This window comes from Parabacteroides sp. AF21-43 (assembly GCF_003635435.1).
GTDB lineage: Bacteria > Bacteroidota > Bacteroidia > Bacteroidales > Tannerellaceae > Parabacteroides > Parabacteroides distasonis.
Genome location: NZ_QTMG01000001.1, coordinates 1 through 11,942, shown reverse-complemented (window position 1 = coordinate 11,942; position 11,942 = coordinate 1). Strand labels below are relative to the sequence as shown.

Below are 11,942 nucleotides of genomic sequence, written 5' to 3'. Positions count from 1 at the left end.
GGGTATCAACCTCGCCCTCTACTTATTAATCACCCGGCTGTTCCGGCTCTAAGAAAGTAAGGTAGGTCTCCACACGCCCCTCCAGCTTCGCCTCCATGGTCCCTTGCTCCGACACGAAAAGATATTTGTCCTTTTTCTCCTCCTCGGTCCATGTATCGGGAGTGTAGGGAGCGATCTTCCGGTCGCCAGCAGTCCTCATGAAATAGATAGCGGGCAGAAGGCCGTTCAGTTGGATCTGGTTCGGATCGATATAGCGTTCCTCGTATTGTCGCGAGAAATGCGAACTCACCCTTTCCAGCCGGAAGCGGTCGAGATTATTCATAAACAGGTAATCCGTGCCTTCATCTCCCGGCAGGGAGGTGTAGATCATAGATGAGACTTTCACGGCACCGGCCGGTGTCGTGTACAAATAATAGAAATATACAGTCCATGTATTCTTGGAGCGGGTTTGAAGGGTATGTGTCTCCTGCAAGGAATGCAAGGCCCAAAATCCCGGGGGCGTGCATCTCACCCTTTGTACGAATTTATCCTTCGCGATTTCCACTCTTCCCCGGATTTCCAGAAAGTCCTTATAGGCCACTGCCTCTATTTCCTCGTTTGTCATTGATGGCGTAAACATTGTATCTTAAATTTTAAAGTGAATATAAATCATTTCCCTCCGAAGGAGCCCGCAACTGGTCGGCGATCTTCTCGATGCCAAAGTCAAGGAGGCTCTTCGCCTCATACTTCTTCACGGTCTCTTTCCACGCCTCATCGAAAAAGGAGGTCTGCTCCAAGATAACCTTCAAGCCATTGTCCAACATCCGGCTCAACTCCTCCCGCTGTTCCGGCGTGCGCCCGGCCCGCAGGACGAGCCGGTTCATGACTCTCCTCGTATGCTCGATATCCGCGCACAGTTTCTTGCTGATCGCCTGCAAGCCAAGGATATCGGAATCCTTTGCCTTCCCCATCAGATGCAGGTATTCCTCCTCCTCGCATACTTGCGCCTTGTAACGGCTCAGGTTCTCTTGGTCGAGAAAAGTAATATAAGTGAGCGTTTTCCCGCGTAGCTTGATCAGCGACAGGCCTTGCCTCGAGACAAGGAAGCACTTCTCCGCCAACTCCTCGTCGGTCCAGTTCTTGGGCAGGTAGTAAGCCTGCCTCCTGTCCTCGTTGTTCTGCATGAAATAGATGGCGGGATGCACGCCTTTCAAGTCGATCCCTGCGGGATCGAGATAACGCTCCTTATAGCGTTGGAGGAAGTGGGAACTCACCCTTTCCACTTTGAAGCACTTAGGGTCGTTCATAAAAAGGTAATCCACCCCGTTCTCCCGTCGCAAGGGGATGTAGAGGTAGCAGACGATGTTAATCTGACCGTCCGGCGTATAGCCCGTATAGCGAAAATTGACATTCCACGTATTCTTCGCCCGCGTGCAAAGGGTATGGCTCTCGCTCAAGGAATGGATGGCCCTTTTATGCTTCCCGCTGATCCGCATGCTTTGGCCGAAGCGCTCGAAAGCGATCTGCACCCTCGTCCGTATCTCCAAGTAATCCTTATAAGCGGCTTGTTGTATTTCCTCTTCGGTCATCGATGGCGTAAACATGGTATGCTATTTTAAAGGTGGATAATCGGAGGGTAAAGGTACGATTATTATTGAGGTTTCCGAAAGCTTTGGCGATATAAGGAATAATAATTACTTTTGTTCGGGTAATAATGAAGCATATATGAAAACAACGGCTGAATACATAAGTATTTTACGGGACTACGTGGCCAAGAACGCCGGTAAATATCATATCACCCGTATGGGGATATTCGGCTCGGTCGCCCGTGGGGAACAGACCGAGGGAAGCGATGTAGATATCTACCTCGAGACCTCGAAGCCAAGCCTGTTCGCCTTGGTACATATAAAGGAGGACTTGCAGAAACTATTCGGCTGCGATGTCGATATCGTCCGCTTACGCGAGCACATGGACGCTTTCCTGAGAAGCAGGATAGAGAAGGAGGGGATTTATGTGGGATGAGGAATTGCTCCGCTCGTCGCTACAAAAGATAGGGACAGCCATTAACCGAATATTGGAAAGATCCGATACCATACAGTCTCCCGATGATTTCCTGACAACTCCCAGCGGAGTGGAGAGAATGGAGAGTATCTGTATGCTGTTGATCGCCATTGGCGAGAGCGTAAAACGGATCGATAAAATCACGGATAAACAATTGTTATCCCAATATCCCGAAATCGATTGGAAAGGTGTAATGGGTATGAGGGATATCATCGCCCATCACTATTTCGATATTGACGCGGATATTATTTTTGATGTAATGAAAAATAATTTGCCAACCGTAAGACTCGCGGTGAACAGGATGATAGAGAATTTATAAAAGAACTTTTTCTCATGCGATTCTATTTTTAATTAAGTATATTTGCGAAAAGTATATAAACGAGACACTTATGGATTTCTTCAGCAAATATCGCCCCAGCATCATCGCCTTATGCGAGAAGCATAAGGTAAAGCGGCTATTCGCCTTCGGCTCCGTGCTGACCAGCCGCTTCACGGAGAAGAGCGACATTGACCTTGTGGTGGATTTCGACAAGGAGGTGGAGCAGGTGGATTATGTAAACAATTTCTTCGACCTACGGGATGCCTTGTCCGCCATCTTCCACCGGGAGATCGACTTGCTGGAAGACAAGGCGATCCGGAACCCGGTGTTGAGGAGGAATATCGACAGGACAAAATCGTTGATTTATGGATGAATATATAGAGAAACATCTTTACGATGTACTGCTTTCCATCGAAGAAACTGAGAGTTACTTTGAGGGCAGCCCGAGTGTTTACCAAGATTTCGAGAAAGATATCCTCCGCCAAAGAGCTGTGGAGCGTAACGTCGAGATCATGGGCGAGGCCATAAACAGGATACTAAAAATCGATCCCGATTTCCAATTGCCCCACGCAAGGGCAATCGTCAATACCCGGAACAGAGTTATTCATGGCTACGATAGCGTGACACCAGATTTCCTTTGGACGCTTATCATGAATCATATCCCGGCGCTGAAGAGGGATGTGATGGAGCTATTGGAAAAATAAAAATGCAATAATACTATGATGAGCTATAAAGAGCAACTAGAAACCAGTGAATGGAAAGAAAAAAGGAATGCCATACTACAACGAGACAAATATCATTGTCAACATTGCAATAAGTCTGGGATATGTGGCGATGACATATTTATTCCTCTACGCACTCTAGACGATATTCGTAATTATATCACAGACAAAGAACTACAAAAATTAGTCTATGATAGTTTCTTTCATTTAAATTGTGTCTCTGGAACATATGATAGCTACGGAAGACCAATCATAGATGAAAAAAAATTAGAAACTGAAAAGACTTTTTTTTACCCAAACACAGTTGATAATAAGACACAAATCAAAGGAACAGATTTTAATGTCATATTAATTAATAGCAACAACTGGCTACAAAAACATCCTTCTTGGACTAATCCATTACTCTACAATATGGGAGGAACAATACTCAATCAAGCAGAGGATTACATTTTATGGAAAAACGAAGAAAAATCATCTTTTCCAATTAGTGGTAGAAAAATATTAATTAATCCATATAGCTATATTTGCTCTTATGAAGTTAAGCATAAGGATAAACAACCTTCCGGTTTCCTTAAAATGACAACAACAGCAATTCATATACTATTTAATAATATCTGTATAGATGATGATTACATAGAAGATAGTACCTATTTTTACACGAATCTTTGTAAACAAGAATATGATATGCCAATTCTCCATGTCCATCATAAATCATATAAAGAAAATCATCTTGCATGGGAATATGAAAATTCAAATCTTATCACTTTATGTGAGGACTGCCATCAAAAAGAGCACTATCAAAATCACATTAGTAAAACTCACACAAACAGCATAAACGCTAATAATAGATCCTCCATTTATCAAAAATATCTAACCTTTTTCCTTAATAATATTGATTTCGCACAAATATACCTTTCCATACATTATCCATTTAGTTACCAATTTTTAATAAACAATTGGCATTACCTTAAATTAGGAGATGCCCATTACTCCGTTTTTATGTCTGATATCGACACTCTTTATAGACCTAAATTAGGTCTAGTATTCAATAAAAATATTCGTTGGAACAGCAAACTAAGAGCCAAATTTGATTATGGATTATGGAATCCCTTTTTAGGAGTATATGAAGGTACAGATCATGGACAGACGGAGCATGACGAAATTGATTTTGAAGATATAATGATCCCATTAGATCTAAAAAGAGAATTTGAAACACTTGATCATTGTATCTTTTTTGAAATGGCCTACCTTTGGCAAGAGCTTGATGATATGCCGGTCTTATACTCAGAACAGAATCTATTTGAAGAAATACCATTCCTCAATTTCGAAGAATTCAAAGATAAATTCAAAGATTCATCTCTAAAAGTACTAGTAAACGGAAGTATTTGGGAAAACACTTTAAAGCATATAATTGATGAAAAGTTTTGTATCGCAATCTTTGAGAAACTAAAAACAATATAGCAATAAAAGATCTTTAACTGGTTTTCTTCCGGATTTCTAAAAACGGGCATCAAACAGTGAAACATCACTTTTAGAAATCTAAAAGACATTTCGCGAGGGTGAAAACAGGTTTCCGGATTTCTAAAAATGATCTCGCGGCATTTAAAAGCCATTTTTAGATTTCTAAAAGTGATTTTTCAACGTTGAAAAGTCGTTTTTAGATTCCTTGAAGGCATTTTTCAGCATTCGAGCGGCAAATCATAAAAATTGGGGCCTAAAACCTAGCCTCGTAAAGATTATTTGCCTACATTGCCTTTCATTAATCTAAAAAATCAATATCATGGGCAATTACACTAAAGTTAAAAACATCATGCTCTACGTCCTTAACAACGCCGAGTACCTCTCCTTCATGAACCACGTCCTCGACCTAGCCAACGGAAACAGCGGTGGCGGCGATTCCGAGTCCCCCGACGAGATCTCCCTGCTGACCGGCAGCGACGGCATCCCCGAGCTGGGCCTCACCAAAGAATTCCTCGATACCTACGAGGCAGACCTCCTCGCCATGGCCGACGTGGTGGACGAGAGCCGCACCTCGCAGGAGACCGAGCAAATGGCCTTGCACGATACCAACCGCGACAACCTCGCCATCTATATCATCACCCGCATCTCACGGGCCGGTACCCTCCCGCTGGAGGCCGAGCGTGACGCGGGCAAGTACCTATACAAGGTCATCAAGCCCTATAACGGCATCGCCCGCCTTCCCATGGCGCAGGAGACCGCCAAGATAAAGGGCCTCTTGCTGGATTTGCGCAAGGACGAGAACAAGCCGTACGTCACCACGCTCGGCCTCGACGCTTACCTCGCCGAACTGGAGAAAGAGAATAACGCCTACGACCGCCTGTCGCAGCAACGCGTCCAAAACCGGACCACCTCCAAAAAGGAAAGCGGCGCCAACCTGCGCAAGCGGATCGACGTGTATTATGACGATCTCACCCTGCTGGCCCAGTCCTATGGCGTAGCGAAGCCGTCCGAGAAAGCGACCGCCTTCATCGCCGCCCTCAACCAGCTGATCGCCGAGACCACCGCCGCCTACAACCAGCGCATGGCCTCCGCCAAGAAACCGGCGCCCGCTCCCGAGCCTACACCCGAGCCTACGCCCGGCGGAGACTCCGAGAGCCCGGACGAGATCTAACCGTCACGTCCCTCCCTCCCGACGCGGAAGCGGGAAATAAAAAGAGAAGGAAAACAATTCCCCTTCTCTTTTTATTCCGTATATTCGCGAAGGAAATTCCTAAAACAGAGCGATATGGAGACAACGACATCATTAAAGACATTCGAGGTAACCATCCCCGAGAAATACGCCGACATCTTGAAGAAATTCATCACCTCGCTGGAAGGCAAGGTGAAGGCACAGAAGAAATCCGGATTGGACGAGGCCTTGGAGGACGTGAAGGCAGGAAGGATTTATCATGCGGAAAGCACAAAGGATTTGATGAAACAAATCCTAGGCTGATGAAATATTCCATCAACTATACCAAAAAGTTCAAGAAGAACTTGAGGCTATGCCAAAAAAGAGGATATGATATGAACTTATTCGAGCAAGTATCCAACTTGCTTGAAACAACCGGTTCCCTTCCCTCCCAATACCACCCGCATAAGCTATCCGGGAAATACGCGGGATTGTGGGAATGCCATATCCAAGGAGACTGGCTGCTGATATGGAGCCAAGACGACACGGAGCTAATCTTGCTTTTCACCGATACCGGAACGCATTCCGATCTATTCTAAATAGAAAAAGCCGCCTCCCCATTACAGGAAGCGGCTTTTTTGTATCTAGTATTTACTTTTCCCGGATAAATATATTAATCGGCGTACCGGTAAAATCCCAATTCTCGCGGATCTTGTTCTCAAGGAAACGTTTGTACGGGTCCTTGATCCATTGCGGCAAGTTACAGAAGAACACGAAAGAAGGCACGCTGCCCGCCGGAAGCTGGGTGATATATTTGATCTTGATATACTTACCCTTCCATGCTGGGGGAGGATAATTCTCGATGATCGGGAGCATCACCTCGTTCAACTTGGCCGTAGGGACACGCTTGGAGCGATTCTCGTAAACCTCCTTGGCGGTCTCCAGCACCTTCAGGATACGCTGCTTCGTCATGGCCGAGATAAACAAGATCGGGAAGTCGGTAAACGGAGCCAGACGCTCACGGATAGCGGTCGTGTACGAGTCGATCACCTTCTGGCTCTTATCCTCGACCAAGTCCCACTTATTCACGCAAACCACCAATCCCTTCTTATTCTTCTGCACCAGCGAGAAGATATTCATATCCTGGCTCTCGATGCCCCTCGTAGCGTCCAACATCAGCACGCAGACATCCGAGTTCTCGATCGCACGGATCGAACGGATCACCGAGTAATACTCCAAGTCCTCGTTCACCTTCCCCTTCTTACGGATACCCGCCGTATCCACCAAATAGAAGTTCAAGCCGAATTTATTATATTTCGTGTAGATGGAATCACGGGTCGTGCCCGCGATATCGGTAACGATATGCCGATCCTCGCCAATAAAAGCATTGATAAGAGAAGACTTTCCCGCGTTCGGGCGTCCTATAATCGCGATACGGGGCAACTCCTCCTCCAGTATCTCCACCTTCTCCTCGGGCAACGTCGCCACGATCTTATCCAGCAAATCCCCGGTATAAGAACCATTGATGGCCGAGATGCAGAAAGGATCTCCCAAGCCAAACGAGTAAAACTCCGCCGAGGCCGGATGCAATTCGTAATTATCCGCCTTGTTCGCCACCACGATCACCGGCCGCTTGCAACGGCGCAAGATCTGCGCCACCTCCATGTCCAGATCCGTGATGCCATTCAATACATCGACGACGAACAAGATCACGTCCGCCTCCTCGATAGCCACTTTTACCTGCTTGTTGATCTCCTCCTCGAAAACATCCTCCGAGTTAACCACCCATCCGCCTGTGTCAATCAGCGAAAACTCCTTGCCGGTCCACTCCACCTTGCCGTACTGACGGTCGCGGGTAGTACCAGCCTCCTCGTTCACGATCGCCTGACGGGTACCCGTCAACCGGTTGAAAAGGGTGGACTTACCTACATTGGGTCTCCCCACTATCGCTACTATATTTCCCATAAATTCTCCTTTCGTATGCTATTATTAGTCCAGCTGATAACCGAAGTTCTTCAATATGTTGTCACGATTACGCCAGTCTTTTTCCACTTTGACAAACATTTCCAAAAACACCTTTTTTCCGAAGAAACGTTCGATATCCTTCCGGGCCATAGCACCTACTTTCTTCAATGCTTGCCCTTGATGCCCGATGATAATCCCCTTCTGGGTATCACGCTCCACGATGATCAGCGCCTTGATATGGATCAGCTCATCATCTTCCTTGAACAACTCGACGACCACTTCTACCGCATAAGGTATTTCCTTCTGATAATATAACAAGATTTTCTCACGAATGATCTCTGTCACGAAGAAACGGGCCGGTTTATCGGTCAAGGCGTCTTTCTCGAAATAAGGCGGGGAATCAGGCATCAACTCCTCCACCCGACGCTTCACGTAATCTATATTGAAATTCGAAAGCGCGGAGATCGGGATGATCTCGGCCTTCGGAAGCAATTCCTTCCACTGGGCCACGAGCTTCTCCAGCTCCGGCTGATTGGTCTGGTCGATCTTATTGATCAACAAGAGAACCGGACACTCTATGCTCTGTACCCGTGCTAGGAACTCGTTATTTTTATCAATCGTCTCGACGACATCCGTCACGTACAACAGCACGTCGGCGTCGCCTAAGGCGGATTGAGAGAAATTAAGCATGGATTCCTGCAACTTATAATTCGGCCGCAAGACTCCCGGCGTGTCAGAATACACGATTTGCATATCGTCGGTATTCACGATACCCATAATACGATGCCTTGTCGTTTGCGCCTTCGAGGTGATAATAGAGATCCGCTCCCCGACCAAACGATTCATCAACGTAGACTTACCTACGTTTGGGTTTCCAACGATATTGACAAAACCCGATTTATGCTTTTTTTCCATCATACCCCCATTTCAGATAAACCGCTCCCCACGTAAAGCCCGCTCCAAAAGCGGCAAGGATCAGGTTATCTCCTTTTTTCAATTGATTCTCCCATTCCCATAGACAAATAGGAATCGTACCGGCGCTTGTGTTGCCATATTTCTGGATATTGATCATCACCTTATCCATATCTACGCCCAAGCGTTTCGCCGTAGCGTCGATAATCCGCAGGTTCGCTTGATGAGGAACGATCCACGCGATATCATCATGCGTCAAGCCATTCTTCTCCGCGATCTCAGCGGCCACGTCCGCCATATAAGAAACCGCGTACTTGAACACCACACGTCCATCTTGATAAACGAAATGCTCACGGTTGTCCACCGTCTCGTGAGAAGGAGGATAAGCCGAGCCGCCCGATTTCATGATCAGATGCGGATAGCCTACGCCGTCTGTCCGTAAAATAGTATCCAAGACACCGAACTCCTCGGTAGTTGGCTCCAACAAGACCGCTCCGCAAGCATCCCCGAACAAAGGACAAGTAGAACGATCTTGATAATCTGTAATAGATGTCATCTTATCACCCGATACGACAACCACCTTCTTATAACGCCCCGAGCGAATATAATTAGCGCCCGTCTCCAAAGCATACAAGAAGCCTGCGCACGCACCTTGCATATCAAAAGTCATCGCGTTCTTACAACCTGTATGATAAGCGATGATAGAAGAAGTTGTCGGGAAATGATGATCCGGGGTAGTCGTAGCGGTCAAGACAACCTCTACTTCTTCCGGATTCAGGTTCGTTTTCTCGAGCAATTGCTTCACGGCCCGTATACCCATGTAAGAGAGTCCTACGCCCTCCCCTTTCAATATCCTGCGCTCCTTAATACCCACACGAGTCATGATCCACTCATCCGTCGTATCGACCATCTTGGAAATATCCTCATTCGTCAATACATCTTCAGGAACGTATCCACCCACTCCTGTGATAACCGCATTTATCTTATCCATAACTTTAAAAATAAAAGGACTACTTATCCCAATTAAAAAAAAGCCCTAAAAAAAACTTTTAGGGCTATTTCTTTTGTTCATCAAACCATATAAGTTGACAAACTTACACAGCAGCTTCTTTTTCAATCGCTAATTTACCTCTGTAATAACCGCACTCACCACATACAGTGTGATAGATGTGCCATGCGCCACAGTTCGGGCAAATTGCCATTGTTGGAGCTACAGCCTTGTCATGAGTTCTTCTCTTGGCTGTTCTTGTCTTACCTTGTCTTCTTTTAGGATGTGCCATTGTTTTATTTATTTAATTGTTATCATTCTCTAGCAAACCTTTCAGAGCATCCCAACGAGGATCGGCAGGACTAGCGTTTCCGTCATCTTCCAACGCCAAATCATCACCTCCCATGTCATCCTCAAAATCGTCTTCGGTCTCATCCGAACTTCTGGCGGTATGTTTCTTCAATTTAGACGACATTGCCTTATTACATTTACCCGGCGCATGTACATGCTTCATGGGAACCGCCAAAGCGATAAACTCATACAGGAACCACGCCAAATTAATAGCGCCCTCCTCTTCCGGTATCACGACAACCTCATCACTCTCCTCGGCATATTCCTTGCCGAATTTTACCACCAGACGATTGTGGGTATCAATAGGAATTTCCATATCGTCCAAGCATCTATCGCATGGAACAACAACAACCCCTTCTATCTGAAAGTTCATCTCAAACATCATTGACGACCGTTTTACGGTAAGATGAACCTCCACTTTGCCCTTCTGGACCTCGGTTCCGTCAATGTCCACAAAAAACTTGTTCTCCAAAAGATACTCGAATTCGTGTACTCCCGGAGAGAGATTTTTCAAATCTACATTATATAATTTAAATTTCCCCAAAGCCTTTTAGTGTAAAAACCTTGCAAAGGTACGAAAAAACTAAATACAAAAACAATACCTTTATGCTTATTTTTTCCTATAATACGATTTAACCCTTATATTTCTTCAATTTTATACGAAAAGTCGTCCCTTTCCCTAGCTCCGAACTCTTCACGAAAATCTTTCCTCCTTGGAAGGACTCGATAATGCGCTTTACCAAGGACAAGCCTAGTCCCCAGCCACGTTTCTTGGTCGTATACCCCGGATTGAAAACCGTCTTGAATTTTGATTTTGGGATACCTTTTCCGGTATCAGACAAATCGATCAGCACGAACTTCTCTCTTTCCTCTACTTTTAGCGAAATCTCACCCTGCCCCTCCATGGCGTCCACCGCATTTTTCGTCAGGTTCTCGATTACCCAAGCGAACAGGGAATCATTCATTAAGACCAATATCGGCCGCTCCGGCAAATACGTATTAATTTTCACCTTCGAGGAAATACGGGTCTCCATATATCCCAAAGCCGCACGGATGGATTCCACGATATTTGTCGGAACCGGATCTGGATCTGAACCGATTTTAGAGAAACGCTCCGCTATCGTTTGTAAGCGTTTCACATCCTTATCCATCTCTGTCAATAGAGAAGAATCTATATCTTTCGTTCGCAAATATTCAACCCAAGCGATTAGCGAGGATATAGGCGTTCCTAATTGGTGAGCCGTCTCTTTCGATAACCCCACCCACACTTTATTCTGTTCTGCCTTCTTTGTACTAGCCAAGGCTAAAAAAGCGATTAATATAAAAACAAATACAACTGATAATTGCGCATAGGGATAAACAAGCAGTCGCTTTAAGATAATCGAATCATCGTAATATAAATATTGGTAAGTACCATCCTCCATGTCAATTACGATCGGAGGATTTTTGGTTCTCAGTTCCTTAACCTTATTCGTCATGAACTGCGCTACATTCTTTTCCGGAATCTCTATATTATTGTAAGAAACCACGCTATCCGTCTCGCTGCATAATATAACAGGAATAGAAGTATTCCCTTGGATGATTTTTAGGATAAGATTCATATTAAGGCTTGGATTCTCACTGGTCATGACCCGGGTTGCCTCACTCCAAACCTCGATCTTCTGACGCTCTTCTCGGGCCAGATCTTTAATCAAGAGATCCGAGACTACCACAGAAGCCATAGCGATCAATACAGCGGCAAAAATAAAGCCTAATTTCCATCTTTGACGAGAATCATATATGCTGCTCATAAATCAGAATCATTCGGTGAATTCTTAATATAACGGCAAGATACGAACTTTATTGTTCCCGATTCAGCAAACAATGAAATCTCACCCAATTGTAGAGACGTAGCGTGCAGCGTCTCATCCCTTCAAATGGTAACTTAGAATATCGTCAGACGATACGAGATGCGGCACGCTAGGTCTCTACGACGGCTGGTGTATATAACAGAAAAAGGAGTCACCCCTTACGGAC

16 protein-coding genes are annotated in these 11,942 nt (G+C 45.4%); 8 read left to right on the top strand and 8 right to left on the bottom strand.

Annotation, left to right across the window (positions count from 1 at the left end; all coding sequences use genetic code 11):
- Window positions 1–25: 25 nt before the first annotated feature.
- Complete coding sequence (locus DWX84_RS00080; protein WP_048928516.1) at window positions 26–619, bottom strand: hypothetical protein; 594 nt, start codon at window positions 617–619, stop codon at window positions 26–28.
- A gap of 13 nt (window positions 620–632) precedes the next feature.
- Window positions 633–1,583, bottom strand: a complete 951-nt coding sequence (locus tag DWX84_RS21740) for a hypothetical protein (RefSeq protein WP_070104339.1) — start codon at window positions 1,581–1,583, stop codon at window positions 633–635.
- A 121-nt stretch (window positions 1,584–1,704) separates the two neighbouring features.
- Here DWX84_RS21740 and DWX84_RS00070 point away from each other — a divergent pair, with 121 nt between their 5' ends.
- The 8 genes from DWX84_RS00070 to DWX84_RS00035 all read left to right on the top strand — a co-directional run bounded on the left by DWX84_RS00070 (window position 1,705) and on the right by DWX84_RS00035 (window position 6,309).
- Window positions 1,705–2,001 carry a nucleotidyltransferase family protein gene (locus tag DWX84_RS00070; protein ID WP_048928515.1) on the top strand — a complete coding sequence of 99 codons (297 nt, stop codon included), beginning with the start codon at window positions 1,705–1,707 and terminating at the stop codon, window positions 1,999–2,001.
- Entirely contained in the window at window positions 1,991–2,359 is a 369-nt protein-coding gene (locus DWX84_RS00065; protein ID WP_048928514.1) for a DUF86 domain-containing protein, read from the top strand. The genes DWX84_RS00070 and DWX84_RS00065 overlap by 11 nt, the downstream gene beginning before the upstream one ends.
- A gap of 70 nt (window positions 2,360–2,429) precedes the next feature.
- Window positions 2,430–2,732, top strand: coding sequence for a nucleotidyltransferase family protein (locus DWX84_RS00060; protein ID WP_022192261.1), 303 nt, complete (start codon window positions 2,430–2,432; stop codon window positions 2,730–2,732).
- Complete coding sequence (locus DWX84_RS00055) at window positions 2,725–3,063, top strand: DUF86 domain-containing protein (protein ID WP_048928513.1); 339 nt, start codon at window positions 2,725–2,727, stop codon at window positions 3,061–3,063. Before DWX84_RS00060 ends, DWX84_RS00055 begins: the two co-directional genes overlap by 8 nt.
- Before the next feature lie 15 nt (window positions 3,064–3,078).
- Window positions 3,079–4,542, top strand: coding sequence for an HNH endonuclease (locus DWX84_RS00050; RefSeq protein WP_048928512.1), 1,464 nt, complete (start codon window positions 3,079–3,081; stop codon window positions 4,540–4,542).
- Window positions 4,543–4,861: 319 nt separating this feature from the next.
- Window positions 4,862–5,713 (top strand): DUF6261 family protein, encoded by an 852-nt coding sequence (locus DWX84_RS00045; protein ID WP_048928511.1) that lies wholly within the window; start codon window positions 4,862–4,864, stop codon window positions 5,711–5,713.
- Window positions 5,714–5,827: 114 nt separating this feature from the next.
- Window positions 5,828–6,034, top strand: coding sequence for a hypothetical protein (locus tag DWX84_RS00040; RefSeq protein WP_005867049.1), 207 nt, complete (start codon window positions 5,828–5,830; stop codon window positions 6,032–6,034).
- Window positions 6,034–6,309: a type II toxin-antitoxin system YafQ family toxin gene (locus tag DWX84_RS00035; RefSeq protein WP_044545263.1), complete on the top strand. Its 276-nt coding sequence runs from the start codon at window positions 6,034–6,036 to the stop codon at window positions 6,307–6,309. Before DWX84_RS00040 ends, DWX84_RS00035 begins: the two co-directional genes overlap by 1 nt.
- A 52-nt stretch (window positions 6,310–6,361) precedes the next feature.
- On the opposite strand, the gene der is transcribed toward DWX84_RS00035, so the two are convergent.
- From der to DWX84_RS00005, 6 genes are all read right to left on the bottom strand, one after another.
- A complete protein-coding gene (der, locus tag DWX84_RS00030) occupies window positions 6,362–7,675 on the bottom strand; it encodes a ribosome biogenesis GTPase Der (protein ID WP_008773802.1) in 1,314 nt (437 codons plus the stop codon).
- Window positions 7,676–7,699: 24 nt separating this feature from the next.
- The gene (era, locus tag DWX84_RS00025) at window positions 7,700–8,590 is read right to left on the bottom strand and encodes a GTPase Era (RefSeq protein ID WP_008773803.1); all 891 of its coding nucleotides are present in this window, start codon (window positions 8,588–8,590) and stop codon (window positions 7,700–7,702) included.
- Window positions 8,574–9,578, bottom strand: coding sequence for a beta-ketoacyl-ACP synthase III (locus DWX84_RS00020; protein ID WP_008779906.1), 1,005 nt, complete (start codon window positions 9,576–9,578; stop codon window positions 8,574–8,576). Before DWX84_RS00020 ends, era begins: the two co-directional genes overlap by 17 nt.
- 103 nt (window positions 9,579–9,681) lie before the next feature.
- Window positions 9,682–9,867 (bottom strand): 50S ribosomal protein L32, encoded by a 186-nt coding sequence (gene rpmF, locus DWX84_RS00015; protein ID WP_005634607.1) that lies wholly within the window; start codon window positions 9,865–9,867, stop codon window positions 9,682–9,684.
- A gap of 12 nt (window positions 9,868–9,879) precedes the next feature.
- On the bottom strand, window positions 9,880–10,470 hold the full coding sequence (locus tag DWX84_RS00010; protein WP_048928510.1) for a DUF177 domain-containing protein: 591 nt from the start codon (window positions 10,468–10,470) through the stop codon (window positions 9,880–9,882).
- A gap of 88 nt (window positions 10,471–10,558) precedes the next feature.
- Window positions 10,559–11,716, bottom strand: a complete 1,158-nt coding sequence (locus tag DWX84_RS00005) for a HAMP domain-containing sensor histidine kinase (RefSeq protein ID WP_048928509.1) — start codon at window positions 11,714–11,716, stop codon at window positions 10,559–10,561.
- Between the last annotated feature and the right edge of the window lie 226 nt (window positions 11,717–11,942).